General features: G+C 70.5%; 26 protein-coding genes. 9 read left to right on the top strand and 17 right to left on the bottom strand.

The features are described from left to right. Positions 1-30 precede the first annotated feature (30 nt). On the top strand, positions 31-513 hold the full coding sequence (locus ACFQZY_RS06640; RefSeq protein ID WP_377414194.1) for a DUF4124 domain-containing protein: 483 nt from the start codon (positions 31-33) through the stop codon (positions 511-513). Between the two features lie 65 nt (positions 514-578). Here ACFQZY_RS06640 and ACFQZY_RS06635 read toward each other — a convergent pair whose 3' ends face one another. Both ACFQZY_RS06635 and ACFQZY_RS06630 read right to left on the bottom strand, forming a co-directional pair. Next, positions 579-917 carry an RnfH family protein gene (locus tag ACFQZY_RS06635; protein WP_377414191.1) on the bottom strand — a complete coding sequence of 113 codons (339 nt, stop codon included), beginning with the start codon at positions 915-917 and terminating at the stop codon, positions 579-581. Continuing rightward, positions 910-1,350, bottom strand: coding sequence for a type II toxin-antitoxin system RatA family toxin (locus tag ACFQZY_RS06630; protein WP_377414189.1), 441 nt, complete (start codon positions 1,348-1,350; stop codon positions 910-912). The genes ACFQZY_RS06635 and ACFQZY_RS06630 overlap by 8 nt, the downstream gene beginning before the upstream one ends. A 58-nt stretch (positions 1,351-1,408) precedes the next feature. On the opposite strand from ACFQZY_RS06630, the gene smpB reads away from it, so the two are divergent. Further along, on the top strand, positions 1,409-1,882 hold the full coding sequence (gene smpB / locus ACFQZY_RS06625) for an SsrA-binding protein SmpB (protein WP_377414187.1): 474 nt from the start codon (positions 1,409-1,411) through the stop codon (positions 1,880-1,882). A gap of 27 nt (positions 1,883-1,909) precedes the next feature. Here smpB and ACFQZY_RS06620 read toward each other — a convergent pair whose 3' ends face one another. Continuing rightward, positions 1,910-3,127, bottom strand: a complete 1,218-nt coding sequence (locus ACFQZY_RS06620) for a hypothetical protein (protein WP_377414184.1) — start codon at positions 3,125-3,127, stop codon at positions 1,910-1,912. 9 nt (positions 3,128-3,136) lie between these two features. Continuing rightward, positions 3,137-3,616 (bottom strand): CesT family type III secretion system chaperone, encoded by a 480-nt coding sequence (locus ACFQZY_RS06615; protein ID WP_377414182.1) that lies wholly within the window; start codon positions 3,614-3,616, stop codon positions 3,137-3,139. A gap of 137 nt (positions 3,617-3,753) precedes the next feature. On the opposite strand from ACFQZY_RS06615, the gene ACFQZY_RS06610 reads away from it, so the two are divergent. Genes ACFQZY_RS06610 through ACFQZY_RS06600 form a run of 3 tightly spaced genes read left to right on the top strand, consistent with a single transcriptional unit; the run spans position 3,754 to position 5,479 of the window. After that, the gene (locus tag ACFQZY_RS06610; RefSeq protein WP_377414180.1) at positions 3,754-4,134 is read left to right on the top strand and encodes a hypothetical protein; all 381 of its coding nucleotides are present in this window, start codon (positions 3,754-3,756) and stop codon (positions 4,132-4,134) included. A 39-nt stretch (positions 4,135-4,173) separates the two neighbouring features. Beyond that, the gene (locus ACFQZY_RS06605; protein ID WP_377414177.1) at positions 4,174-4,692 is read left to right on the top strand and encodes a sigma-70 family RNA polymerase sigma factor; all 519 of its coding nucleotides are present in this window, start codon (positions 4,174-4,176) and stop codon (positions 4,690-4,692) included. Between the two features lie 10 nt (positions 4,693-4,702). Continuing rightward, positions 4,703-5,479, top strand: a complete 777-nt coding sequence (locus tag ACFQZY_RS06600) for an anti-sigma factor family protein (protein WP_377414175.1) — start codon at positions 4,703-4,705, stop codon at positions 5,477-5,479. Positions 5,480-5,513: 34 nt separating this feature from the next. Here ACFQZY_RS06600 and ACFQZY_RS06595 read toward each other — a convergent pair whose 3' ends face one another. From ACFQZY_RS06595 to rimP, 8 genes are read right to left on the bottom strand one after another with little or no spacing between them, the layout of a single operon-like run. After that, positions 5,514-6,593, bottom strand: a complete 1,080-nt coding sequence (locus ACFQZY_RS06595) for an enoyl-CoA hydratase/isomerase family protein (protein WP_377414173.1) — start codon at positions 6,591-6,593, stop codon at positions 5,514-5,516. Next, positions 6,590-7,465, bottom strand: coding sequence for a DMT family transporter (locus tag ACFQZY_RS06590; protein ID WP_377414170.1), 876 nt, complete (start codon positions 7,463-7,465; stop codon positions 6,590-6,592). Before ACFQZY_RS06590 ends, ACFQZY_RS06595 begins: the two co-directional genes overlap by 4 nt. 13 nt (positions 7,466-7,478) lie before the next feature. Beyond that, positions 7,479-9,311, bottom strand: coding sequence for a translational GTPase TypA (typA, locus tag ACFQZY_RS06585; RefSeq protein ID WP_377414168.1), 1,833 nt, complete (start codon positions 9,309-9,311; stop codon positions 7,479-7,481). A 5-nt stretch (positions 9,312-9,316) separates the two neighbouring features. Next, on the bottom strand, positions 9,317-10,288 hold the full coding sequence (truB, locus tag ACFQZY_RS06580; protein ID WP_377414166.1) for a tRNA pseudouridine(55) synthase TruB: 972 nt from the start codon (positions 10,286-10,288) through the stop codon (positions 9,317-9,319). Then, on the bottom strand, positions 10,285-10,665 hold the full coding sequence (rbfA, locus tag ACFQZY_RS06575) for a 30S ribosome-binding factor RbfA (protein WP_377414164.1): 381 nt from the start codon (positions 10,663-10,665) through the stop codon (positions 10,285-10,287). The genes truB and rbfA overlap by 4 nt, the downstream gene beginning before the upstream one ends. A 21-nt stretch (positions 10,666-10,686) precedes the next feature. Then, a complete protein-coding gene (gene infB, locus ACFQZY_RS06570) occupies positions 10,687-13,533 on the bottom strand; it encodes a translation initiation factor IF-2 (RefSeq protein WP_377414162.1) in 2,847 nt (948 codons plus the stop codon). 23 nt (positions 13,534-13,556) lie between these two features. Beyond that, complete coding sequence (gene nusA, locus ACFQZY_RS06565) at positions 13,557-15,047, bottom strand: transcription termination factor NusA (RefSeq protein ID WP_377414160.1); 1,491 nt, start codon at positions 15,045-15,047, stop codon at positions 13,557-13,559. Position 15,048: 1 nt separating this feature from the next. Further along, positions 15,049-15,618 (bottom strand): ribosome maturation factor RimP, encoded by a 570-nt coding sequence (rimP, locus tag ACFQZY_RS06560; RefSeq protein WP_377414157.1) that lies wholly within the window; start codon positions 15,616-15,618, stop codon positions 15,049-15,051. Positions 15,619-16,020: 402 nt separating this feature from the next. Between rimP and ACFQZY_RS06555 the strand changes: the two genes are divergently transcribed. Further along, positions 16,021-16,995, top strand: a complete 975-nt coding sequence (locus ACFQZY_RS06555) for a hypothetical protein (protein ID WP_377414155.1) — start codon at positions 16,021-16,023, stop codon at positions 16,993-16,995. A 12-nt stretch (positions 16,996-17,007) separates the two neighbouring features. On the opposite strand, the gene arfB is transcribed toward ACFQZY_RS06555, so the two are convergent. From arfB to ACFQZY_RS06530, 5 genes are read right to left on the bottom strand one after another with little or no spacing between them, the layout of a single operon-like run. Then, the gene (gene arfB, locus ACFQZY_RS06550) at positions 17,008-17,418 is read right to left on the bottom strand and encodes an alternative ribosome rescue aminoacyl-tRNA hydrolase ArfB (protein WP_377414152.1); all 411 of its coding nucleotides are present in this window, start codon (positions 17,416-17,418) and stop codon (positions 17,008-17,010) included. Further along, complete coding sequence (locus ACFQZY_RS06545) at positions 17,415-19,073, bottom strand: ABC transporter ATP-binding protein (RefSeq protein ID WP_377414150.1); 1,659 nt, start codon at positions 19,071-19,073, stop codon at positions 17,415-17,417. Before ACFQZY_RS06545 ends, arfB begins: the two co-directional genes overlap by 4 nt. Further along, positions 19,070-20,107, bottom strand: a complete 1,038-nt coding sequence (locus tag ACFQZY_RS06540) for an ABC transporter permease (protein WP_377414148.1) — start codon at positions 20,105-20,107, stop codon at positions 19,070-19,072. The genes ACFQZY_RS06545 and ACFQZY_RS06540 overlap by 4 nt, the downstream gene beginning before the upstream one ends. Continuing rightward, complete coding sequence (locus ACFQZY_RS06535; RefSeq protein WP_377414146.1) at positions 20,100-21,134, bottom strand: microcin C ABC transporter permease YejB; 1,035 nt, start codon at positions 21,132-21,134, stop codon at positions 20,100-20,102. Before ACFQZY_RS06535 ends, ACFQZY_RS06540 begins: the two co-directional genes overlap by 8 nt. A gap of 3 nt (positions 21,135-21,137) precedes the next feature. Further along, positions 21,138-22,946: an extracellular solute-binding protein gene (locus tag ACFQZY_RS06530; protein ID WP_377414144.1), complete on the bottom strand. Its 1,809-nt coding sequence runs from the start codon at positions 22,944-22,946 to the stop codon at positions 21,138-21,140. Positions 22,947-22,982: 36 nt separating this feature from the next. Here ACFQZY_RS06530 and fabI point away from each other — a divergent pair, with 36 nt between their 5' ends. The 3 genes from fabI (at position 22,983) to ACFQZY_RS06515 (ending at position 25,746) form a co-directional block, all read left to right on the top strand. Further along, positions 22,983-23,777: an enoyl-ACP reductase FabI gene (fabI, locus tag ACFQZY_RS06525; protein WP_377414141.1), complete on the top strand. Its 795-nt coding sequence runs from the start codon at positions 22,983-22,985 to the stop codon at positions 23,775-23,777. 121 nt (positions 23,778-23,898) lie between these two features. After that, positions 23,899-24,441 (top strand): CesT family type III secretion system chaperone, encoded by a 543-nt coding sequence (locus ACFQZY_RS06520; RefSeq protein WP_377414545.1) that lies wholly within the window; start codon positions 23,899-23,901, stop codon positions 24,439-24,441. Positions 24,442-24,447: 6 nt separating this feature from the next. Continuing rightward, the gene (locus ACFQZY_RS06515; RefSeq protein ID WP_377414138.1) at positions 24,448-25,746 is read left to right on the top strand and encodes a hypothetical protein; all 1,299 of its coding nucleotides are present in this window, start codon (positions 24,448-24,450) and stop codon (positions 25,744-25,746) included. Positions 25,747-25,760 lie beyond the last annotated feature (14 nt).

The raw sequence follows: 25,760 nt of genomic DNA, 5'->3' as shown, positions 1-25,760 counted from the left end.
GGCCGGGCTGGGCGCTACACTGCGGCGATCATGCGCCTTCGTACTTTCCTCCTCGTCGCGGCCTGCGCCCTGCCCCTGGCGGTCCCGGCCCAATGGCAATGGATCGACGGCTCGGGCCGCCGGGTCTTCAGCGACCAGCCGCCGCCGCCGGGTGTCCCGGAGCGCAACATCCTGCGCCAGCCGACGCCGCGCACCCCCTCGGTGAACACCGGCGCCGAGCCCGCCGCGCAGGCCCCGGCCGCCACCCGCGCGGCGAGTGCGCAGCGCCCCGCCGCCAGCCCCCCGGGCGCCCAGGGCGCCGCCGAGGCGCGCAAGGCCGAGGAGGAGCGCATCGCCCAGGTCCGCGCCGAGAACTGCACCCGGGCCCGGGCCGCCAAGGCCACGCTGGACTCGGGCATGCGCATCGCCCGCATGAACGACAAGGGGGAGCGCGAGGTCATGGACGACGCCGCCCGCGCGGCCGAATCCGCCCGCGTGCAGGAGATCATCGCCAGCGAGTGCGCGGCACCCTGAGCGCCCCGGCGGCCTGCCGGCGCGGCGCGCCTGCTCCCTGAGCGCCTCGGTGGCGCGTCCCGGGCTCAGCGCCGGCCCGGCCGCTTCGAGAACAGGCCGGCCGTGCGGGCGCCCTGGCGCTGGAAGCGCTCGCGGCGGGCCACCTTCGGGTCCACCAGCAGCGGGCGCAGCACCTCCACCCGGTCGCCCTCGCGCAGCGCCTGCCCGGGCGCCGCCAGGCGGCCCCAGACCGAGAGGTCCAGCGCGCGCCCCCGCAGCTCGGGAAATTCGTCGTAGAGGCCGCTGGCCTCCAGTGCGTCGCGCGCGCATGCGCCTGCCGGCAGCCGCACGGACCATTCGCGCACCTGCCGCGGCGCCGGGCTCCAGGCCACGCCCACGCGGAGGGCGCCGTCGGCGTCAGCCATAGACCTGCTCGGCGCGCTTGACGAAGGCGTCGACCAGACTGCCGGCGATGCGGTCGAACACCGGCCCGACCAGCGCCGCCAGGGTGCTGCTGCGGAAGGCGTAGTCCAGCGTCAGCTCGACGCGGCAGGCCCGGTCCCCGGGCTGCCCCACCGGCGTGAAGCTCCAGTGGCCCTCGAGCCTGGAGAACGGGCCCTCGACCAGGCGCATGTCGACTTTGCGCCCGGGCACATGCTCGTTGCGGGTCACGAATTTCTGGTGGATGCCGGAGAACGCGATGCCGACCTCGGCATCCATGCCGTGCGCGTCGCGCGCCAGCACCGAGGCGCGGTCGCACCAGGGCAGGAACTTCGGGTAGGCGTCCACGTCGGTGACCAGCGCGAACATCTCCTCGGCGCTGAACCAGATCAGGACGGATTTATGGACGGTTTTCATGGAGAATTGCGGGCCCGCGCCGGATTGTAGAGAGCCGCTGCGCCCCCACATTCCGCCCATGTCCAAGAAGCCCGAGACCTCCACGCGCATCGCCGAGAACAAGAAGGCCCTCTTCAACTACCACATCGAGGAGCGCTACGAGGCCGGCCTGGTGCTGCATGGCTGGGAGGTCAAGGCCCTGCGCGAGGGCAAGGCGCAACTCACGGACGGCTATGTCGTGATCCGCGACGGCGAGCTGTACCTGATCGGGTGCCAGATCAACCCGCTCAAGACGGCCTCCACCCACGTCAACCCGGACGCGGCTCGCACCAAGAAGCTCCTGATGCACAAGGACGAGATCCGCCGCCTCATCGGCAAGGTGGAGCAGAAGGGCCACACCCTGGTCCCCCTCAACCTGCACTGGAAGAACGGACGGGCCAAGTGCGAGATCGCCCTGGCCAAGGGCAAGGGCGAGCACGACAAGCGCGACACCATTCGCGAGCGCGAAGGCAAGCGCGAGGTCGAGCGCGTCATGAAGCAGCGGCACCGCTGAAGCGCCCCGGGCCGGGGTGCCGGCCGTTCAGCGCCGTGGACCGGCCGGATCGAGGCCGGGCAACGGCCCAGGCGAGGGAGGCCGCCTTCCGCCGGCCGCGCGCCCTGCCCGCCTGAGGGCCGCCTCCTCCTCCGCGACCTGGATCTTCAGCGCCAGATCGATGTTCCTGTGCGGGGAGAAATCGGCGCCTTCCGTGCCCAGGCACGCGGCCTCCCTGCGCGAAGGCACCTCGACCAGGTAGCGCGTGCCGAAGGCGCCGACCGAGCCCTTCATCCCGAGCCAGTGCATGAGGCGCGACAGGCGATTGGCGGCCACCCAGTCCTCGCGGCAGCAGACCTCGGTCACCAGCGACGGCGCCCGTGCGCAGGCCGCCGGTCCCAAGGAGCGGCGGGCCATGTCGCCCAGGCGCATCGGCGCCAGCACCAGGGCCGGGACGCCGCAGCGCAGCGACGCGTAGGTCGCCAGCCCGCCGCCCATCGAGTGGCCCGTGAGGGACAGCCGCAGCTGCCGCTGCGGCGGCAGGCTGGCGTTGAGCTTCTCCAGGTGGGCCTGCACCCGGGCCGTCAACCGGGCCGCCTGGGTGAAGCTGGCGGGCGGCGCCAGGCCCAGGAGGTTGATCGCGCACTGCGTCACCTGGGACAGCCACCGCCCCTGGCCGCCAGTGCCGCCGAAGGCGATGACCACCTCGGTGCCCCCGCGCAAGGAGATCGACGCCGACAGCCCCGTCGCCGGGTCGTGCAGCGTGTTGGGCAGGTCCGCCAGCACGCGACCGGCGCCGCCGGGGCCGGTGACGCCCCGGTTCAACAGGCTCGAGCCGGTGATCTCGGCCGGCAGCAACGGCTGGCCGTCGACCTGCTCGCGGAACGCGTCGCGGAGCCCGGCCGTCTCGCAATCGTCCCGGGCGATCGGGTTGCCGGGATCGTAGGCGACGCGGCAGGCCAGGAAGTACGTCTGGATCGCCGGGGCCCATTCCCGGGGCACCCGGGGCAGGTCACGCCCGGTCTCCACGCACCGCATCGTCGTGGCCGCGCCTGCCGGCCCGGGGGGGACCCGGGCAGGAACATCGCCCGGCAGGGCGTGCCGGATCATGAGTCCGCCAGGCCCCACGCCGCGCGCCCGCAAGTGCGCGGCGGCCGGGGCGCCGCGGCCTGCCAGGCCGCGCGTCGCATCCTCGCGGTCGCTGCCGGGGCGCCGCACCAGCGCGTGGAGCCAGCCTGATGCCAGGGGGTCGTTGCCCGTGCGCATCGCCCGCCCTCACCCCGGCCTGCAGCCGTGCGCCTCGGAGGCCGGATCGGCCCATGGCCCGCCCAGGTCGGCCACCCGGGCGGCAGCCTCCTCCAGGCGGCCGGACAATTCCCCGGCGGTCGCACAGAAGCCGTCGAGGAGGGCCAGCAGGTCGTCGGGCGAGTCGAGCGTTCGGGTCGGCAGCCGCCAGGAGAACACCAGCAGCTGGGCATCCGGATCCAGTCCGATCGCGCCACCGCGGGTCTGCGCCTGGTGGAGGTTGCAGGCCAGGGCCGCGGTCATCAGCCCGGCGTCCGCGGTGCTCCCGAGCATCGCCAGGGCGCAGTGCAGGACGATGTCTTCCCCGTCCGGGCTGGGCGAGACGACGACCCCCTGGCCGTCGCCCAGCTCCAGGTAGAGGTTGCCGTCATCGGCCACGCGCACCCCCGCCGCCAGGGTCTCGTTCAACAGGGCAGCAAGCAGGTCGACCGGGGTGGCTGTCTCGCTCATAGCCCAACAGTAGTCTCCGGAGCCTGAGATGTAAATCGTTGAGACTAAATGTCGGGCGGCCTGCGGGAATAAACGCCGCCGCCAGGTCGTTCATGCATCGGGGACCCTTGTTCATCCCCCGACCTGGAGAAACGACCATGACCCTGCGCTCCGTGACCTGTGCCCTCGCCCTGGGCGCGCTGCTGGCCGTGCCGGCCGCCCATGCCCAGACCGCCCCTGCCAGAGCCAGCGACGGCGTGCTGGTGGGCGGCAACGGCATGACGCTCTACACCTTCGACCGTGACGCCGCCGGCTCCGGCAAGTCCGTCTGCAACGGCCAGTGCGCCGGGCTGTGGCCGCCGCTGATGGCCACCGCCGCCGACAAGGACGCCGGCGACTGGACCGTCATCTCCCGCGACGACGGCGGCAGGCAGTGGGCCTACAAGGGCAAGCCGCTGTACTTCTGGGTCAAGGACACCAAGCCGGGCGAGCGCACCGGCGACGGCGTGAACGGCATCTGGAAGCTGGCCCGCCCCTGAGCCGGGCCGGCCAGGCCGCAGGCGCACAATCGACCGTCGATGGCCCCGCCCGCCTCCCCGTCGGAACTCGCCGCCCACGTGGCGCAGCTGCGCCGCTATGCCCGCGCGCTGACGGGCGACCGCTGGGCCGCCGACGACCTGCTCCAGGACACCCTGGAGCGCGCCTGCAGCCGCTGGCGGCTGTGGGTGGCGGGCACCGACCTGCGCGCCTGGCTGTTCACCCTGATGCACAACCTGTTCGTCGACCAGGCGCGGCGGGCGCTGCGCCGTCCCACCGAGCCGCTCGACGAGCAGGCCCTGGAGGCGGTGGCGCAGGAACCCGGCACCGCGCAGGCGCTGGACCTGCAACGCTGCCTGATGCGCCTGCCCGAGGAACAGCGCGAGGTGCTGCTGCTGGTGACCCTGCAGGACCTGGCCTACGAGGATGTGGCGCGCATCACCGGCGTGCCGATCGGCACGGTGATGTCGCGGCTGTCGCGGGCCCGCGCGCGCCTGCGCGACCTGATGGAGGGCCGGGACCCCGCCGGCGCCCGCCCGGCCCTGCGGCGACTGAAATGAAGTGACCGCGATGAGCGACCCGACCTCCCCGCCCGCCGACGACGAGCTCCATGCGCTGGTCGACGGCCGCCTCGCGCCCGCCGACGCGGCGCGGCTGCAGGCGCGCGTGGATGCCGAGCCTGCGCTGGCCGCCCGGGTGGCGGCCTGGCGCCGCCAGCGCGAGCTGCTGCGCGCGCACCTGCGGGAGGACCTGGACGAGCCGCTGCAGCCGCCGCAGCGCGCGGCCCTCGAGGCGCTGGCGCGTGGCGGTCGCCGCCAGGCCGACTGGCGCCGCTGGGGCGGCAGGGCCGCCGCGGTGCTGCTCGCCTTCGGGCTCGGCTGGTTCGCCCATGGCCTGTGGCCGCGGCCAGCGCAACCCGGGCTGGCCTTCGCCCGGCAGGCGCTGGCGGCCCACGTGGTCTACGTGCCCGAGCAGCGCCACCCGGTGGAAGTCGAGGCGGCGCAGCATGACCACCTGGTGCAGTGGCTGTCCAGGCGACTGGGGCGCCCCCTCAAGGTGCCCCAGCTCGCGGCCCAGGGCTTCCAGCTGGTGGGCGGGCGGCTGTTGCCGGGGGAGAACGGCGCCCGCGCGCAGTTCATGTACCAGGACGCCGGCGGCGAGCGCCTCACGCTGTACCTGGGGGCGCTGCCCCAGGCCGGCGGGGAGACCGCCTTCCGGTTCACGCAGCAAGGGCGCGCCGCCACCTTCTACTGGGTGGACCAGGGCTTCGGCTATGCGCTGGCAGGCCAGCTGCCGCGGGAGCGGCTGATGGAAGTCGCGCGGGAGGTCTACCGCCAGGTCGGTTGACGCCGGGCAGCCGCCCGCGGGCCGCCCTCGCCTCTCAGAGGTCCCTCAGCGGGTGGGCGTGCGCGGGCCAGGGACTGGCGAAGAACGGCGCCACCATCGCCGGCGTCACGTCCTCGATGCGCGCCGGATTCCATTTCGGCGCGTGGTCCTTGTCCACCGCCAGGGCGCGGATGCCTTCCACCGTCTCGCTCGCGGCGCCGGGGCGCAGGGCAAAGCAGTGGCGCACCAGGTCGCGCTCCATGCGCAGGTCGTCGGCCAGCGAGAGCGTGCGGGCGCGCCGCAGCTGCTCCAGCACCACGTGAAGCATCAGCGGCGAGCGCTTGCGCAGCGTGGCCGCGGTGTCGCGGGCCCAGTCGCCCCCGTCCGCCTCGAGGGCGGAAACGATCGCGCCGACCGTGGGCAGCCCGAAGAACCGGTCGATGGCCTCGCCATGCGCTGCGAGTGCGCTGGCCGGGTGCGGGCTGCGGCGTTCGCGCAGGGCCTGCAGCGCCTGGACGCCGCCGCCGGCGAGCTGCTCCCACAGGCCGGGCAGTTCGCCGCTGTCCACCACCAGGTCGGCCAGGCCCACGGCCAGGGCGTCGGCCCCGGTGATCACCTGCCCCGTCAGCGCGAGGTACTCGCCCATGCGGCCAGGGCAGCGCGCCAGGAACCAGCCGCCGCCCACATCCGGGAACAGGCCGATGTGGGTCTCGGGCATGGCCATCTTGGTGCGCTCGGTGGCGATGCGCAGCGAGCCCGGCGCACCGTGCCCGGCGATACCCATGCCGCCGCCCATGATGATGCCGTCCATGAAGACGACATAGGGCTTGGGGTAGCGGTGCACCAGGTGGTTGAGGGCGTATTCCTCGGTGAAGAAGTCCTCCAGCTGCGGGTTGCCCGCCAGCGCCGCCTGGTGGAAGAAGCGGATGTCGCCGCCGGCGCAGAAGGCGCCGAAGGGCCCCTCCTTGCCCATGCCGCGGATCGCCACCGCGTCGATGGCGGCGTCCCGCTCCCATTCGCGCAGCGCGCGTGTCAGTTCGCGCACCATGTCCAGGGACAGGGCATTGAGCGCCTTGGCCCGGTTCAGGGTGAGCAGGCCCAGGCGGCCCCGGGTCTCGACCAGCACCTCGGTCATCGTCGTTGTCTCCAGCCTATGAGTTCGTTGGCGACCAGGGCGCCCAGCACGAGGACGCCGCCCGCCAGGACGGTGGGCCCGGGCGCCTCGCCGGCGCCGAGCCAGGCCCAGAGGATACCGAACACCACTTCGAGCAAGGACAGCAACGCCACCTCGGGCGCCTTGAGCACGCGGGCGCACACCACCGCGAGCGCGCAGGGAATCGCCAGCTGCGTCAGTCCGAGGAAGGCGAGCAGGCCCAGGTCGCGGGGCGTGGCCACGAAGGGCATGGCCAGGGGCAGCGTGGCCAGCGAGGACAGCACCGCGCCGGCGAGCACCGCGGGCACGAAGTCGATGTCCTGCCCGCGCGCGTGCGCGCGCTCGGCGATGGCCCAGTTGATCGCGGCTGCCAGCGGCACGGCGAGGGCCACGAGGGTGCCGGCGAGCTGCCCCTCGGCCACCTGGGTGCCGTACATCCAGGCGATGCCCAGGCCGGCGACCAGGATCGCGCCCCAGGTGCGCGCCGGGATGCGGTAGCCGGGAATGGCCATGCGCGCCACCAGCGCGGTGAGCAGCGGGCCGACCGCCATGGTCACCAGCACGCTGGCAACGGTGGTCAGCGTGAGGGCCACCATGAAGGCGGTGAACATCACGCCCCAGCACAGACCGGAGGCCCACAGGGCGGGCCCGGCGCGCAGCATGCGGGCGAACACGCCGCGCCCGCGCAGCATCGGCAGGATCACCAGCAGCGACAGCACCGTGAACAGGCTGCGCCAGAAGGTGACCTCGAAGCGCGCCGCGTGCTCGAGGTGGCGCGTGACCACGCCGGCGGTGGACCACATCAGGGTCACCGCCAGCATGCCGAGGACGGCCTGGCCGTGCGTCAGCCGCATCGGGTGCGCAGCGTCAGGCGGCTTCGCGCTGGGCGCGCTTGCGCTCGTGCTCCTTCAGGAAGCGCTTGCGCAGGCGGATGGTCTTGGGCGTGATCTCGACCAGCTCGTCGTCCTCGATGAACTCCACGCCGTATTCCAGCGTCAGCTCGATCGGGGGCGTGATCTTGATCGCGTCTTCCTTGCCCGACACGCGGAAGTTCGTCAGCTGCTTGGTGCGGGTGGCGTTGACCACCAGGTCGTTGTCGCGGCTGTGGATGCCGACGATCATGCCCTCGTACACCGCGTCGTTCGGCTTGACGAACATGCGGCCGCGGTCGTCCAGCTTGCCCAGGGCGTAGGTGAAGATCTCGCCGTCGTCCATGGAGATCAGCACGCCGTTCTTGCGGCCGCCGATCTCGCCGCGGTGGGCTTCATAGCAGTCGAAGATGTTGGAGATCAGGCCGGAGCCGCGGGTCAGGTTCAGGAACTCGTTGGAGAAGCCGATCAGGCCGCGCGCCGGGATGCGGTACTCCAGGCGCACGCGGCCGCGGCCGTCCGGCTCCATGTTCACCAGCTCGCCCTTGCGCTCGCCCAGGGCCTGCATCACGCCGCCCTGGTGCTGCTCCTCGATGTCGGCCGTCACCAGCTCGATCGGCTCGCACTTCACGCCGTCGATGTCCTTGAACACCACGCGCGGCTTGGAGACGGCCATTTCGTAGCCTTCGCGGCGCATGTTCTCCAGCAGGATGGTCAGGTGCAGCTCGCCCCGGCCGGCGACTTCGAACACGCCTTCCTCGTCGGTCTCCTTCACGCGCAGGGCCACGTTGTGCTGCAGTTCCTTCTGCAGGCGGTCCCACAGCTGGCGGCTGGTCACGAACTTGCCTTCACGGCCGGCCAGCGGGCTGGTGTTCACGCAGAAGTTCATGATCAGGGTGGGCTCGTCCACCTTGAGCATCGGCAGCGGCTGGGGGTTCAGCGGGTCGGTGATGGTCACGCCGATGCCGATGTCCTCGATGCCGTTGATCAGGACGATGTCGCCCGGGCCGGCCTCAGGGGTCTGCATGCGGTCCAGGCCCTGGAAGGTCAGCACCTGGTTGATGCGGCCCTTGACGGCCTTGCCGTCCGGGCCTTCCATCACGAGCACGTCCATCGCGGGCTTGAGCGTGCCGGCGCTGATGCGGCCGACGCCGATGCGGCCCACGAACGTGGAGTAATCCAGCGCGGAGATCTGCAGCTGCAGGGGCGCGTTGGGGTCACCCTTCTGGGCGGGCACGTGCTCCAGGATGGTGTCGAACAGGGCCGACATGTCGGGGCCCCACTGCTCACCGGGAGCGCCCTCTTCCTTCGAGGACCAGCCGTTGATGCCCGAGGCGTACACCACGGGGAAGTCGAGCTGCTCGTCGGTCGCGCCGAGCTTGTCGAAGAGGTCGAAGGCGGCGTTGATCACCTTGTCGGGGGCGGCGCCGGGCTTGTCCACCTTGTTCACGACCACGATGGGGCGCAGGCCCAGGGCCAGCGCCTTCTTGGTCACGAAGCGGGTCTGCGGCATCGGGCCTTCCTGGGCGTCGATCAGCAGCACCACGCCGTCCACCATGGACAGGGCGCGCTCGACCTCGCCGCCGAAGTCGGCGTGGCCGGGGGTGTCCACGATGTTGATGTGGGTGCCCTTCCAGCTCACGGCGCAGTTCTTGGCCAGGATGGTGATGCCACGCTCACGCTCGATGGCGTTGTTGTCCATGACGGTGTCGACCACCTTCTCGTGCTCGGCGAAGGTGCCGGACTGGCGCAGGAGTTGGTCGACCATGGTGGTCTTGCCGTGGTCGACGTGCGCGATGATGGCGATGTTGCGGATTTGCTTGGTGCTCATGAGGGTCAGGCTTCTTTCGAGCTCAGGATCTGCTGGATTTCGATGGGGCTCAGCAGACGCCCCGGAATCAGTTCGTTGGCCTTCACATGGGCCGTGCCCAGGAGGGCCGGCGGCGCTGCGCCGAACACGGCCACCGCCGCGGCATCGGGCCAGTCGCCACGGCGGCGCATGCCGGAAAGGAACCGGCCGGCATTCTCGGCGTCGAGCGTGACGCGGGTGTGGCCAGCCAGCAGGCTCTCGGGCGGCTGCAGGCAGGCCAGGCGCTCGCCCTCGCCCATCGCCTCCAGGTCGGCCAGCGTGATGCACTGGGACACGTCGTAGTGCCCGGTGGCGATGCGGCGCAGCGCGCTCAGGTGCGCGCCGCAGCCCAGCGCCAGGCCGATGTCCTCGCCCAGGGTGCGGATGTAGGTGCCCTTGCTCACGCGGGCGGTGATCTTCAGCGTCGGGTGCCCGCCAGGCGTGGGCGCGGCGGGTTCCAGGCGCAGGTCGTGGATGGTGACGTCGCGGGCCTCGCGCTCGACTTCCTCGCCCGCGCGGGCGTACTCGTAGAGGGCCTTGCCGTCCTTCTTCAGGGCGCTGTGCATGGGCGGCACCTGGCGGATCGGGCCGGTGAACTGCGCCCGCACCTGCGCCAGCCGCTGCGGCGCGAGGGCGTCAGCCGGGACCTCGCGGGTCTCGAGCACCTCACCCTCGGCGTCGCCGGTGGTGGTGCGCACGCCCAGCACGGCAACCGCCTCGTAGGTCTTGTCCGCCTCCAGCTGCAGCTGCGAGAACTTGGTGGCCGCGCCGAAGCACAGGGGCAGCACGCCGGTGGCCAGGGGATCGAGCGTGCCGGTGTGGCCCGCTTTTTCAGCGCGAAGCAGCCACTTGGCCTTCTGCAACGCGTTGTTGCTGGAAAGGCCGAGCGGCTTGTCGATCAACAGCACCCCGTGCACGGGGCGCCTCACGACCCGTACCCGTGGTGCGCTGAGGCTCATGCCGGCTCGTCGTCGTTTTTGGAACGCGAGGCGACCGCGCGCGCAATCAGCGCGTTCATGTCGGCGGCCTTCTCGGTGGTGCGGTCGAACAGGAAGTGCAGCGTCGGCACCGTGTGGATGTGCAGGCGCTTGAACAGGTGGTTGCGCAGGAAGCCGGCCGCCTGGTTGAGGGCGTCCTGGGTTTCCTGCGGGTCACCCACCAGCACGCTGAAGAACACCTTGGCGTGGGCGTAGTCCGGCGTGACCTCGATGGCCTGGATGGTGACCATGCCCACGCGCGGGTCCTTCAACTCGCGCGCGATCAGCTCCGTGAGGTCGCGCTGGATCTGGTCCGCGACCTTGAAGCTGCGGTTGACGGTCGATTTCTTCGCCGGCATGGGACTCTCCCGCGCAACGCCTTACAGCGTGCGCGCGATCTCCTTGACCTCGAAGAACTCGAGCTGGTCGCCTTCCTTGATGTCGTTGTAGTTGCGCAGCTTGATACCGCACTCGAAGCCTTCCTTGACTTCCTTGACATCGTCCTTGAGGCGGCGCACCGACTCGACCTCGCCCGTGTAGATGACCACGTTGTCCCGCAGCAGGCGGAACTTGCAGTTGCGGGTGACCTGGCCGGACGTGATGTACGAACCGGCGACCGTGCCGATCTTGGAGGCCACGAACACGGTGCGGATCTCGGCGGTACCGAGTTCCTCTTCGCGCTGCTCGGGCGCCAGCATGCCGGACATGGCGACCTTCAGCTCGTCCACGGCGTCGTAGATGATGCTGTAGTAGCGCAGGTCCACGCCATTGCCCTCGGCCAGCTTGCGGGCGCCGGAGTCGGCGCGCACGTTGAAGCCGATGACGACGGCCTTGGAGGCGATCGCCAGGTTGACGTCCGACTCGCTGATGCCGCCCACGCCGGTGTAGACCAGCTGCACCTTGACCTCGTCGGTCGAGAGCTTGAGCAGCGAGGCGGCCAGGGCTTCCTGGGAGCCTTGCACGTCGGCCTTGATGATGATCGGCAGGGTCTTGACCTCGCCGGAGCCGATGTCCGCGAACATGTTCTCCAGCTTGGCAGCCTGCTGCTTGGCCAGCTTGGTGTTGCGGAACTTGCCGGCACGGTAGGTCGCGATCTCGCGGGCGCGGCGCTCGTCGGCCAGCACCATGAACTCGTCGCCGGCCTGCGGCACCTCGGTCAGGCCCTGGATCTCCACCGGGATGGAGGGACCGGCCGTCTTGATGGTCTTGCCATCCTCGTCGATCATGGCGCGCACGCGGCCATAGGTCTGGCCGGCCAGCACCACGTCACCCACCTTCAGGGTGCCGGACTGCACCAGCACGGTGGCGACCGGGCCGCGGCCCTTGTCCAGCTGGGCTTCGATGACCAGGCCCTTGGCAGCGGCTTCCACCGGCGCCTTGAGCTCCAGCACTTCGGCCTGCAGCAGCACCTGCTCGAGCAGCTCGTCGATGCCCTGGCCCGTGCGGGCGGACACGTTCACGAACGGCGACTCGCCGCCGTACTCCTCGGGCACCACCTCCTCGACCACCAGCTCCTGCTTCACGCGCTCGGGGTTGGCGTCGGGCTTGTCGATCTTGTTCACCGCGACCACGATCGGCACGCCGGCCGCCTTCGCGTGCTTGACAGCTTCCTTGGTCTGGGGCATCACGCCGTCGTCGGCAGCCACCACCAGGATGACGATGTCGGTGGCCTGGGCGCCGCGGGCACGCATGGCGGTGAACGCCTCGTGGCCGGGGGTGTCCAGGAAGGAGATCACGCCACGCGGCGTCTCGACGTGGTAAGCGCCGATGTGCTGCGTGATGCCGCCGGCTTCGCCCGCGGCCACCTTGGTGCGGCGGATGTAGTCCAGCAGCGAGGTCTTGCCGTGGTCCACGTGGCCCATGACGGTGACCACCGGGGCGCGCGGCAGGGCCGGGCCCTCGGTCGCGCCGACGTCCTCGTCGGTGAACGCCTCGGGGTCGTCCAGGGCGGCGACGATGGCCTTGTGGCCCATTTCCTCGACCACGATCATGGCCGTGTCCTGGTCCAGCGGCTGGTTGATGGTGACCATCTGGCCCATCTTCATCAGCGACTTGATCACCTCGCCGGCCTTCACGGCCATCTTGTGGGCCAGTTCGGCCACGGTGATGGTCTCGGGCACGTGCACTTCCAGCACGCGCGCCTCGACCGGCTGGGCCTGGGACTCCTCGCGCTGGTCGCGGTCATGGCCGCGGCGGCCGCGGGGGCCGGAGCGCCAGTTGTTGCGGCCGACGCCGCCGGTGGCATCGCCACGCGTCGGGATGGCCTTCTTCTTGGCCGGGTCGCCCGCCCAGCTGGAGGACAGCTTGGCGGACTTGACTTCCTTGCCACCGCCGGAGGGGGCGCCGGCGCCAGGGGCGGGGCGGCCGGCCGGGGTGGCGGGCTTGTGCAGGGTGCCCTTGGCGGCGGGCTTGGCCTCGGCCGGCTTCGGCTCCTCGGGCTTCTTGGCGACCAGCACCTTCTTGGGCGCGGCCATCATGGCGCGGATGGCCTCGGCTTCGGCCAGGGCCTTGCGGCGGCGCTCCTCGAGGTCGCGGGCGCGCTGGGCCTCCTCGTCGGCGCGGGCCTTCGATTCGGCCTCGGCCTTGGCCTTGGCTTCCGCGGCGGCAGCGGCGCGGGCTTCGGCGGCGGCCTTGGCCTCGGCGGACGCTTCCTGCTTCTCGGCCTGGGCGGCGGCCTTCTTGGCCTCCTCGGCGGCGAGGTAGGCGGCGGCGCGCTCCTCGGCCTCGCGTTCCTTGCGCTCCTGGTCCTCGCGCTGGCGGCGCTTCTCGGCCAGGTCTTCCTCTTGGCGGCGGATCAGTTCGGCCTGGCGGCGGGCCTCTTCCTCGCGGCGGGCGAGGTCGGCGGATTCGGCGCGCGCGGCGGAGGCGTCGGCTTCCGCGGCTGCGGCCGCCTCGGGGGCCATCTCGGCGGGCGCGGCGACCTCGTCGTCCCGCTTGATGAAGGTGCGCTTCTTGCGCACCTCCACCTGGATCGTGCGGGCCTTGCCGGTGGCATCGGCCTGCTTGATCTCGGTGGTCGACTTCTTGGTCAGGGTGATCTTCTTGCGCTCGGGCGACGCCGTGCCGTGGCTAGCCTGCAGGTAGCCCAGGAGCTTCTGCTTGTCGGCCTCGGACAGGGCATCGGAAGGCGCGGACTTGGCCACGCCGGCGCTGCGCAATTGCTCAAGCAGCGTGTCGGGAGATTTCTTGAGTTCGCTGGCGAACTCGGCGACGGTCGTACTGGACATAGATTCTTCTGCCTCCCATCACATCACTCGGACGCGGCACCGGAGAACCAGTGCTCGCGTGCCTTCAGGATCAGCGCCTTCGCCTCATCGGGCGTCTGGCCGGTGATCTCGGTCAATTCGTCGACGGCCAGGTCGGCCAGCTCGTCGCGGGTGTGGATGCCGGCCTCGGCCAGCTGGGCAATCAGCGTGGGGGTCAGGCCCTCGAGCGTGCGCAGGTCCTGCGAGACCTCCTCGACGCTTTCCTCACGGGCGATTTCCATGGTGAGCAGCGCGTCCTTGGCGCGGGCGCGCAGCTCGTTGACGGTGTCCTCGTCGAGGGCCTCGATCTCCAGCATCTCCTGGATCGGGACGTAGGCCACTTCCTCGAGGCTGGTGAAGCCTTCGGCGATCAGGATGTCGGCGATCTCCTCGTCGACATCGAGCTTCTCCATGAACAGCTTGCGCAGCGTGCTGGTCTCCTCGGCCTGCTTCTGGGCCGATTCGTTGGCGTCCATGATGTTGATCTTCCAGCCGGTCAGCTCGGACGCCAGGCGCACGTTCTGGCCACCGCGGCCGATGGCGATGGCGAGGTTCTCCTCGTCGACCACCACGTCCATGGCGTGCTTCTCCTCGTCCACGACGATGGAGGAAACGTTGGCCGGGGCCAGGGCGCCGATCACGAACTGGGCCGGGTCCTCGGACCACAGCACGATGTCCACGCGCTCGCCGGCGAGCTCGTTGGTGACCGCGTTGACGCGGGTGCCGCGCACGCCCACGCAGGTGCCGATCGGGTCGACGCGCTTGTCATGGGAGATGACGGCGATCTTGGCGCGCGAGCCCGGGTCGCGGGCGCAGCTCTTGATCTCCAGCAGGCCCTGCTCGATCTCGGGCACTTCCTGGCGGAACAGCTCGATCATGAACTCGGGGGCGGACCGCGAAAGGATGATGGGCGCGCCGCGCAGGGTCAGGTCGACCTCCATGATCATGGCGCGCACGCGGTCGCCATTGCGCAGGTTTTCCTTGGGGATCATCTCGCCGCGGCGCAGGCGGCCTTCGACGCGGCCGCTCTCCACGATGATGTCGCCCTTGTCCATGCGCTTGACGGTGCCCACGAAGATCTTGTCGCCGCGCGACATGAAGTCGTTCAGGAGCATCTCGCGCTCGGCGTCGCGGATCTTCTGCAGGATCACCTGCTTGGCGGCCATGGCGCCGATACGGCCGATCGGCACGGAGGCGATCGGCTCCTCGATGTAGTCGCCGACCTCGGCGTCGGCGGCGCGGTCGAGGGCGTCCATCAGGAGCTCCTCGGCGTCGGGGTTCTGCAGGCCCTGCTCGTCGGGCACGACCAGCCAGCGGCGGAAGGTTTCGTACTCGCCGGTGTCACGGTCGATGGCCACGCGGATGTCGACCTCGCCTTCATACAGCTTCTTGGTGGCCTGGGCCAGCGCGGACTCGACCGCGCCGAAGACCACGTCGCGCTCGACGTTCTTCTCGCGCGAGATCGCCTCGACCAGCATCAACATTTCGCGGTTCATGTCACGACTCTCCTGCATCTTGCTTGGGGCGGCGCCCCTTGAAATCCACGACCGGCGCCAGGCGGGCTTCCTTCAGCTCGTCGAGCTGGAAACCCAGGGCCTGCAGCGGCGCCGGCTCCCTCTTCTTGCTCACTTTCTGGCCCGGCTTGGCCTGCGGCTCGTCGCTCCACACCACCTGCCAGCCGCCGGCCTCGGCGCGCTCGAGCGTGCCCCGGAATTTCTTGCGGTTGGCGGCCACCTGGCCGGCGGCGGCGGAGCCCATGGGGGCCTTGAGCGTGATGTCGACCTGCTCGCCCTCGAAACGTTCGAAGTCCCGCTCGTTGCGCAGGGGGCGGTCGATGCCGGGCGAGGACACCTCCAGGCGCTTGTAGTCGATTTCCTCGACTTCGAGCGTGTACTGCAGCTGCCGCGTCACCTTCTCGCAGTCCTCGACGTTGACGAACTGCTCGGCGCCGGGCGTCCAGGGCAGGTCGATGGTGATGCGCAGCAACCCGCCGGCGGAGCGTTCGATCTCCACCAGCTCGTAGCCGAGCCCGGTCACGGTTTGTTCGACGATGTCCTGTAGAGCCACTGGTATGGGGTTTGTCCTGTAATGCGTTCGGCCAAAAAAAACGGGCGGTTGGAACCGCCCGGTTTGGTCGTTAAGCGAGCATTGTAGCCTCTCGCGGCGCGGTTTGCAACGGGTCGTGTTGGTGCTCTACCGGAACTCGGGCGGGAGGTGAGGCCACTATGCGCCGAGGCGGTTGCCTCGAGCCCGCTCCTTTTTCCACACCAACGCCCACCCGCCATGTTCAAGTTCCCCATCAGCCTCCCAGCGCTCCAATCCTGGTTCGGTCGGTCGCAAGACACTGCAGCAGCGCCCCAGCCCCCTCGCAACGTTCCGACCGACGCCTCCGACGCGGACCGCGGGCCCGGGCGGACCCTCGAGGCGGACCGCCCCATCCCCCGCCGCAGCACGGCCACCGGAAGCGACTTGACGGGGCGTTCCCCTCTCAGCTTGCGGGAGCGCTATGTGCGCTGGGTCGCGGGGCGGGAAGCCCGGGCCGCGCTCCAACGCGAGGTCGCGGCGGCGCGCCGGGACCAGTTGACCCGGGAGTTCAGGCAGAGCGCAACCGCTTTGGTCCAAGCCGTGGCCTCCGGCCAGCCTTCCGCGTTCGAGCTGGCGGCGGTCCGGCAGCCCGGCCACGCGCTTCACGGCTACTTCGGCAGTGCCTACAGGCGTCAACTGACCGATCACCTCCATCGCAAACTCGCGGAGCTTTCACCGGAGCTGAGGTCGAGGGTGGTCCGAAATGCGACGGCGCAGATCGCCGGGGTCCGATGGGGCGCGCCCGACGAGCTCCGGTTCATCGTGGCTGCCGGGAGGCTGGCGCAGGAAAACGAGGGCCGCCACGCGTCACGCATCCCCCGGGCTGAAGGCGACGGCAAGCAACCGGAAGCGCGAGCCAGGACAATTTCGCCCGTGGCGCATGTCGGCGCGCGGGCCGGGAGCCCAGGCGTCGGCGCCTGGGTCCTGCGAATGATCGGGCGCCCTCGCCCCGAGGCGTCACTTTCGCCCAAATTCCAGGCCTTCAACGCCTGGCAGCGCGGGGATGAAGAGACTGCCGTGCGGATTCATCTGAGCAGCCTCAGCAGCACGCCGGCCTCGTCCCCGGACCGCTCCTCGACGGTGTACCCGCAGGAGGCGCCCGACGTGGCGCGCCCTCCCCTGGGTCAGGCTGGGCGCAAAATCCTGGTCCAGCGCCTGGAAAGACTGGCCCTGACCCGGAGTGAGCTCGCGGGGCTGCGCGGCGATGCTCGCCGGTTCAGTCGTGCGGTGAACGAGCTCCAGAAGTTCTGTGATCGCTGCGAAATCGACCTGGCGCTCATGAACGACGACGATCTCGTGGGTTACGTCGCTCCCACCGCCCGGAGCGACCGGGCCTCGCCGACAGGCCCCGACGCCTGACCCGGCCCCTCGTCAGCCCCGCACGGGTGCGCGCAGCAGCTTCACCTCAGCGCGCAGCTTCTTGCCCTGAAGCCGACGCTGGCGCGAAGCCCGCGTCGGCTTCGTCGCTTGGCGCACCTTGGGGGGCCGCGCCACGCTGTCCACCAGCTCCTGGAGCCGCCCGAAAGCCTCGGCCCGGTTCATGTCCTGGCTGCGGTGCTCCTGGGCCTTGATCACCAGCACGCCGTCGCGTGTGATGCGGTGGTCCCGCAGCGCCAGCAGGCGGGCCTTGTGGTCCTCGGGCAGCGAGGAATGCCGGATGTCGAAGCGCAGGTGGATGGCGCTGGAGACCTTGTTGACGTTCTGCCCGCCCGCGCCCTGCGCCCGCACCGCGGTGACCTCCACCTCGGCCGGGTCGATGGGCGTGGACGCCTGCGGGATCATGCGGCCGCCGCCACCAGGGCCTGGGTGTACGGGTCGCGCGGCGCGTCGAGCACCGCCTCGACCGGGCCGGACTCCAGGATCCGGCCGTCCTTCATCACCAACACCTCGTGCGCCATCGCCCGGATCACCTGCACGTCGTGCGTGATCAGCAGGTAGCTCAGGCCGTGGTCATGCTGCAGCCGCTGCAGCAGGCGCAGCACCTGCTGCTGGATGGTGACGTCCAGCGCGCTGGTGGGCTCGTCCAGCACCAGCACCTGCGGGCGCACGATCAGGGCCCGGGCCACGGCCAGGCGCTGGCGCTGGCCACCGGAGAACTCATGGGGGTAGCGCGCCAGCAGGCCCGGAAACTGGTCCTGCGTGAGGCCGACCTCGGCCAGCACCTGCAGCACCCGCTCGCGCCGCTGCGCCTCGGGCAGCGCCGGCTCGTGCACCACCAGGCCCTCGCCCACGATCTCCTCCACGGTCATGCGCGGGGACAGCGAGGAGAACGGGTCCTGGAACACCACCTGCACGAGGCGGCGCAGGGGCCGGTTGGCCGTGGTGCCGGCCTGCCAGCGCCGGCCGGCGACCTGGAGTTCGCCGCGGTGCGGCGCCAGGCCCAGCGTCGCCATGGCCAGGGTGGACTTGCCCGAGCCGGACTCGCCCACCACGCCCAGGGTACGCCCGGGCATCAGCCGGAAGCCGGCCTCGTGGACCGCAATGAACTCGCCCCGGCGGAACCAGCCCCGCAGTCCCGGGACCGGCACCGGGTAGGCGACCTGAACGCCGCGGGCCTCGACCGCGGGCCGGGCGTCGGGCGCCGGCGGGACCTCGGGCACGTCGCGCACCGGGCGGCTGTCGATCAGGCGGCGGGTGTAGGGGTGGGACGGCGCCGTGAACACGGCGCCCACCGGCCCCTGCTCCACCAGCCGGCCCTGCTCCATGACCGCCACCCGGTCGGCGAAGCGCCGCACCAGGTTCAGGTCGTGGGTGATGATCAGGACGGCCATGCCGGTCTGGCGCTGCAGGTCGGACAGCAGGTCCAGGATCTGACCGCGCAGGGTGACATCGAGCGCCGTCGTCGGCTCGTCCGCCAGCAGGAGCCGGGGGCGGGCCGCCAGCGCCATCGCGATCATGGCGCGCTGGCGCTGGCCGCCTGAAAGCTGGTGCGGGAAGGACTGGGCGCGCCGGGCCGGGTCGGGAATGCCGGTGGCGGCCAGGGCCTCCACCGCTGCGTCCCAGGCCGCGCGCCGGCCGAGGCCCTGTTTGACCTCCAGCACCTCGGCCACCTGGTCGCCCACCGTGAACAGCGGGTTCAGCGCGGTCATCGGCTCCTGGAAGATCATGGCGATGTCGTCGCCGCGCACGCCCAGCATCTCGCGCTCGGACAGCTGCAGCAGGTCGCGCGACGCGCCCTCGCCCGCCAGCCGCGCCGAGCCCGTCAGGCTGGCGCCCTGCACCAGCCGCAGCAGAGACAGCGCGGTGACGGTCTTGCCGGAGCCCGACTCGCCGACCAGGGCCAGCTTCTCGCCGGGCGCGATGTCGAAGTCGACGCCATGGACCACCGGGCGGCCGCCGAAGGACACGCCGAGCCCGCGCACCTGGAGCAAGGGCTGGTCCGGCGCCTCGCGCAAGGCGCCGCTGCCGGGGCGGGAAGAAAGCGGCCCGGCGCTCATGCCGACTCCTTGCGCGGGTCGAGCGCATCACGCAGCGCGTCGCCCATGAAGGTCAGGAGCAGCAAGGTGACAGCCAGCACGCCGAAGGTGGACAGCGAGATCCACCAGGCGTCCAGGTTGGCCTTGCCCTGGCTCAGGAGCTCGCCCAGCGAGGGCGTGCCGGGCGGCACCCCCAGGCCCAGGAAGTCCAGCGAGGTGAGCGCCAGGATGGCGGCACTCATGCGGAATGGCAGGAAGGTCACGACCGGGGTCATCGAGTTGGGCAGGATGTGCCGCCACATGATGCGCAGGTTGCCCACGCCCAGGGCGCGGGCGGCGCGCACGTAGTCCATCTGGCGATTGCGCAGGAACTCGGCCCGCACGTAGTCGGACAGGCCCATCCACCCGAACAGGGACAGCAGCACCAGCAGGAGCGCGACGCTGGGCGCGAAGACCGCGCTGAAGATGATCAGCAGGTACAGCTCCGGCATCGAGCCCCAGATCTCGATGAACCGCTGGAAGGCCAGGTCGGTGCGCCCGCCGAAGTAACCCTGCACCGCGCCCGTGATCACTCCCAGGAGGACGCCGATCGCGGTGAGCGCCAGCCCGAACAGCACGCTCACGCGGAAGCCGTAGATCAATTGCGCGAGCAGGTCCCGGCCGCGGTCGTCGGTGCCGAAGACGTTCTCGGGGGACGGTGCGGCGGGATTGGGCAGCTTCGCGAAGTAGTTCAGCGTCTTCGGGCCGTAGGGGTTGGGCGGGTAGATCGCCCAGTTGCCGCCCGCGGTGAGGCGCTCGCGGATGAACGGGTCGAGGTAATCGGCCGGCGTGGCGAAGTCGCCGCCGAAGGTCTTCTCGGGGTAGTCCTTGACCAGCGGGAAGTACCACTGCCCCTCGTAGCGCACCAGCAGCGGCCGGTCGTTGGACACGACCTCCGCGGCCAGGCTGGCCAGCACCATGAAGGCAAACAGCACCAGGCTCACGAAACCGAGCCGGTTGCGGCGAAAGCGCTGCCAGGCGCGGCGGCCGGGGCTGAGGGAGACGGGTTCAGTCAAATTTGACTCGCGGGTCCACCAGGACGTAACTCAGGTCGCTGATCAACTTGGTGACCAGGCCGATCAGAGTGAAGAGGTACAGCGTGCCCAGGACCACCGGGTAGTCGCGCCGGATCACGCTCTCGTAGCTCAGGAGGCCCAGGCCGTCGAGCGAGAACAGCGTCTCGATCAGCAGCGAGCCGGTGAAGAAGGCGCCGATGAAGGCCGCCGGGAAGCCGGTGACGATGGGGATCAGCGCGTTGCGCAGCACGTGCTTCCAGAGCACGCGGCGCTCGTCCAGGCCCTTGGCCCGGGCGGTCAGCACGTACTGCTTGCGGATCTCCTCGAGGAAGCTGTTCTTCGTGAGCATGGCCGTGACCGCGAAGCTGCCGAACACCATGGCCGTGACCGGCAGGCAGATGTGCCAGAGGTAGTCGACCACCTTGCCGGCCAGGCTCAGCTGCTCCCAGTTGGATGATGTCAGCCCGCGCAGGGGGAACCACTGCAGCTGCCCGCCGAACACCACCAGCAGCGCCACGCCCAGGACGAAGCCGGGGATGGCGTAGCCGACCAGCACGAACAGCGTGGTCACCAGGTCGAAGCGCGAACCCGCGCGCACCGCCTTGGCCACGCCCAGGGGCACCGCGATCAGGTAGGACAGGAAGAAGGTCCACAGGCCCAGGCTCACCGAGACCGGCAACTTCTCCTTGACCAGTTCCCAGACGTCCTTGTGCTGGTAGAAGCTCTTGCCCAGGTCGAAGCGGGCGAACTGTGACAGCATCTGCAGGAAGCGCTCGTGGGCCGGCTTGTCGAAGCCGTAGAGGGCCTTGATCTCGGCGATGCGCTTGTCGTCCACGCCCTGGCGGCCGCGGTAGCCGGCGCCGGAGGCCGCGGCGCCCTCCCCGCCCGTGTCGCGCCCCTGGAGCTGGGCGACCATCTGTTCGACCGGGCCGCCCGGCACGAACTGGATCACCGCGAAGGTGACCAGCAGCACCCCCAGCAGCGTGGGGATCATCAGCAGCAGGCGCTTGAGGATGTAGCTGGCCATGGCTTAGCGGTTCGAGGGCGAGGCCCACCAGGTGGACATGGCCCAGTTGTGGGCGTCGTAGTACGGCGGGATGGTGGCCGGCAGCTGGAAGCGGCCCGGCCGGTACCCGATCAGGAAGTTGCTGCCGTAGTAGTGCGGCACCGAGTAGTGGGCGTGGGTCAGCACCCGGTCGAGGGCGCGCAGGGCGGCGCGCAGCTCGGGGCGGGTGCGGGCCTGCACCACCTTCTGCAGCAGCGCGTCGACCGCGGGGTCGGCGATGCCCCAGTAGTTGCTGGAGCCGGGCGTGCGGGCCGCCTGCGACCCCAGCCGCTCGATCAGCTCGCCGCCCGGGGCGGTGCTGCCCGGGACGCGCGAGGACGTGAGCTCGAAGTCGAACTGGTCCATCTTCTGCTTGGCCAGGGAGAAGTCGACCTGCCGGAACGTGAGCTGGATGCCGAGCTTCTCCAGCGCCTTCTGGAACGGGGTGACGACCCGCACCAGCGAGGGCTGGTCGCTCAGGAACTCGATGGTGAAGGCCTCGCCCTGGGCGTTGCGCAGGGCGCCGTCGCGGTAGGTCCAGCCGGCCTGGGCCAGCAGGGCCTGGGCCTGGCGCAGGTTCTCGCGCAGGCTGCCCGGCGGCGCCGTGCCGGGCGACTTGGGCACCGGCCCGAAGACCTCGGGGCGAAGCCGGTCCTTCAGCGGCTCGAGCAGCGCGAGTTCGTCCGGGCCGGGCAGGCCCTGGGCCTGGAACTCGGAGTTGGGGAAGTACCCGTCGACCCGCTTGTACAGCCCGTAGAACAGCTGCCGGTTCATCCACTCGAAGTCGAACGCCAGGGCGATCGCCTGGCGCACCCGGATGTCCTGGAACTTGGGCTTGCGCAGGTTGAAGACGTAGCCCTGGAAGTCGCCGGGGTTGCGGTTCTCGAAGGCGCGCTTGGCCACCTCGCCCGAGTCGAACACCCGGCCCTTGTACTGGCGGGCCCAGTTGCGCGAGATGAACTCGCGCATGAAGTCGAACTCGCCGGCCTTCAGGCCCTCGAAGCGGGAGGTCTCGTCGAGGTAGGTCTTGAAGGTGATGCGGTCGAAGTTGAACAGGCCCTGGCGCACCGGCAGCCCGGCGCCCCAGTAGGTCGGGTCGCGCACGTAGGTCACGTCGCGCCCGAAGCGCAGGCTGGCCAGGCGGTAGGGGCCGGAGCCCAGGGGCGCGTCGGTCACCACCTGGTCGAAGGGCTTGCCGCGGCCCCAGTCGCGGCTGAAGACGGGCATGCTGCCCACCACCAGGGGCAGCTCGGGGTTGGGCACGGCGAAGTCGAAGCGCACGGTGCGCTCGTCCACGGCCACGGCATCGCGCACCTCGGCGAACAGCACGCGGTACTGGGGCGCGGCCAGAGGCCCGACCAGGGTCTTGTACGAGTGCACCACGTCGGCGGCGAGCACCGGCTTGCCGTCATGGAAGCGGGCCTTGGGGTGGAGGCGGAAGGTGGCGGACAGCCCGCCCGCCGGCACCGAGACATCCTCGGCGAGCAGCCCGTAGGCGGTGGTGGGCTCGTCGAACGTGCCGGTCAGCAGGGACTCGAAGACCAGCGAGGCCAGCGCGTGCGGCGCGGTGCCGCGCAGGGTGAAGGGGTTGAACTTGTCGAAGGCGGTGGGCCGCGTCGGCGGCACCATGCGGATCTCGCCGCCCTTGGGGGCGGCCGGGTTCACGTAGTCGAAGTGGGTGAAGCCCGGCGGGTACTTGATGTCACCGAACTGCGCGTACGCATGCCCCGCCCGGGCGGGCGCGGCGGTCAGGAGCAGGCACAGGAAGGCAAAGAACCACGGCAAACCTCGCATGCGACAATTCTGCCGATTTTTCACAAGCGAGCGACCATGGGATTCCTCTCAGGAAAAAAGTTGTTGATCACCGGGGTTCTGTCGAACCGTTCCATCGCCTACGGCATTGCCAAGGCCTGCCATGCGCAGGGGGCCGAGCTGGCCTTCAGCTACGTGGGCGAGCGATTCAAGGACCGCATCACCGAGTTCGCCGCCGAGTTCGGCTCCAAGCTGGTCTTCGACTGCGACGTGGGCGACGACGCCCAGATCGAGAAGCTGTTCACCGACCTGTCGGCGGTGTGGCCCAAGTTCGACGGCTTCGTGCACGCCATCGGCTACGCCCCGCGCGAGGCCATCGCCGGCGACTTCCTGGACGGCCTGTCCCGCGAGGGCTTCAAGATCGCCCACGACATCAGCGCCTACAGCTTCCCCGCGATGGCCAAGGCCGCCCTGCCCTTCCTCAATGACAAGTCGGCCCTGCTGACCCTGAGCTACCTGGGCGCGATCCGCACCGTCCCCAACTACAACACCATGGGCCTGGCCAAGGCCTCGCTCGAGGCCTCGGTGCGTTACCTGGCCGAGTCGCTGGGCCCCAAGGGCATGCGCGTCAACGGCATCAGCGCCGGCCCGATCAAGACCCTGGCCGCCTCCGGCATCAAGGGCTTCGGCAAGATCCTGAGCGTGGTCGCCGAGACTTCCCCGATCCGCCGCAACGTGACCATCGAGGACGTCGGCAACGTCGCCGCCTTCCTGCTGTCCGACCTGGCCGGCGGCGTGACCGCCGAGATCACCTATGTCGATGGCGGCTTCAGCCAGGTGGTGGGCGGGATCGCGGAGCCGGCCGAGGGTTGATCGCGGCCTTCCCCTGAAGAGCCCGCCATCGGCGGGCTTTTTTTCGTCCATCCGCGGAGCCTGGCCCGGCACCGGTGGCGCGCGGTTTGAAAATTGAATTCCTCCGTACTATTTTTCCGTGATGGCAGGATCAGGCCCCGGGCCCGCGCGGATCGCTCAGCTTCTGAACGAAGGCTTCGGCACAGGAGCCTCGGTCACGGAGGATGGCGTGCTCCACCTGCAGGCGCACGATGGCGTGGCTGTCGCGGTCTCACGCTCTCCGGATGGCGAAGACCTCGTCCTCTACGCTGCCCTCGCCGTCCTGGAGGGCCCCCGGGACGTGGTGCGAATGGTGACGGCCCTTGCCTTCAACCTGCACCAGCAAGAGACCCACGGCGGTGCGATCGGCCTGGATCTGGGCACGCGCACCCTCGTCTATTCCTGGCGCCGCCCGATCGAGGGGTGCAGTGACGAATTGGCCCTGCGGGCCGTGGCTGGCTTCTGCGATGCCGCGAGTTCACTCGCGGCCCGGCTGGCCGAGTGCGTGGCGGAGTTCGACGGCGACGAGCTCGACGAGCTGGAACGTCGGCTGGCGGCTCATGACCGCTGGTTCGCGGGGGGCGCGGAACTGGCGGCCCGCGAGGAACACCCAGGCAGCGCCCCGTCCCCCTGGCTTGGCCCTTGACTCCCCATGGCCGACACCATCGACCACTCCCTCGCCTCGAACTGGTTCACCGCGCTGGCGCCACGCCCCGACCTCGCGATCGGGCACGGCCTCAAGTACTTCACGCAGCAACTGGGAGCCTCGATCGCGGATATCGGGGCCGCCCTTTCCCGCCTTCGCGGCGGCACTGCCCCGGCGGTACCCCTGACACCGCCCGGTGACGTCCGCCCGCATGATGCGCCTGCCTCCGAACGACATCCCCCGACGTCCCTGGCGAAGTTGCGCTGCGCGGAGACCGGCCGATTGCATCCCGAACTTCCACCGGGGCGGTGCCAGGAGATGATCGCCGTCATGCGCCTCGCAGAACACGTCTACCGACCGCAGGCCTTTCCCGTGCGACCCCGGCCGTCGACGCCCGAGGAGGTCGCGGCCAGCGCCGATGCCTTCCTGCACCGGGTGCCGATGCCAGGCCTGGGTGTCCGCGAGAGTCCCGCCCTCCTGCCCCCGGCCCTGATGAATTCCTCTCTGTTGAACGCCGGGCTGGGTCCGCTGGTCGCCGCCAGCGAACGGGCCACGGCGGCCCTGGGCCGCGAGCCCTTGCCGGTGCCTGGACAGGTCCAGCATCACTTCCCGAACACCCTCCACGATCCCAAGACCGGCTTCACTGCCCTGGTGACGGTCAACCCGCAGCGGGAAGTGACGGTCACGTTCGGGGGTGCGGGCAACCAGCGCAATCGGGTCGGCTCAGGCGTGCGGGCCGTCCTGAACGTCCTCGGGCTGACGCCCCCCAAGAGCTTCGATCAGGCGGCCCTGATGACCCGCTTGCTGAAGCAGCACCTCGAATCGGTGAACCGGCAGCTGGCGAGCGCGCAACCTGCTCAGCCCGCGTACACCCTGAAGCTGGCGGGCCACTGCATGGGCGGTGCGATGGCGACTTATGCCGCCCTGCGCAACGACGTCGATGCGACGGTGATCGCGCCGCTGCGCCTGGGCCTGCTGGCTCGGGCCCGAGTCGGCCGCGAAGGCATGGCCCGCGCCGAGGCGCGCGTGACCGAGGTGGTCGTACAGACGGACTGGGTCGCGGACAACCGCGCGGCCCGGGCCTATGTCCTCCTCAATGTCCTGAGCCGGCTGTTCACCGGGCAGCGGGCGAACTGCGCGGGCGCCATCGGCAAGCGCTTTCTGGTGCCGTGCCCGACACCCGCCAACATCGAGGCCGACCTGCTGCGCAGGACGAATATCCGCATGGAACGCATTCCGGGCCTCGTGCGCGGCTTCGATCCCCACAACGAGATCGAAACCTGCCTGCGCATTCACGAGATCTGAGGCCCGCCAGGTCC

The organism is Ramlibacter sp. GCM10027632 (genome assembly GCF_042675325.1).
Taxonomy (GTDB): Bacteria; Pseudomonadota; Gammaproteobacteria; order Burkholderiales; family Burkholderiaceae_C; genus Ramlibacter.
Note: the sequence above shows the minus strand (reverse complement) of the source record. Positions and strands in the feature narration are given on the sequence as shown.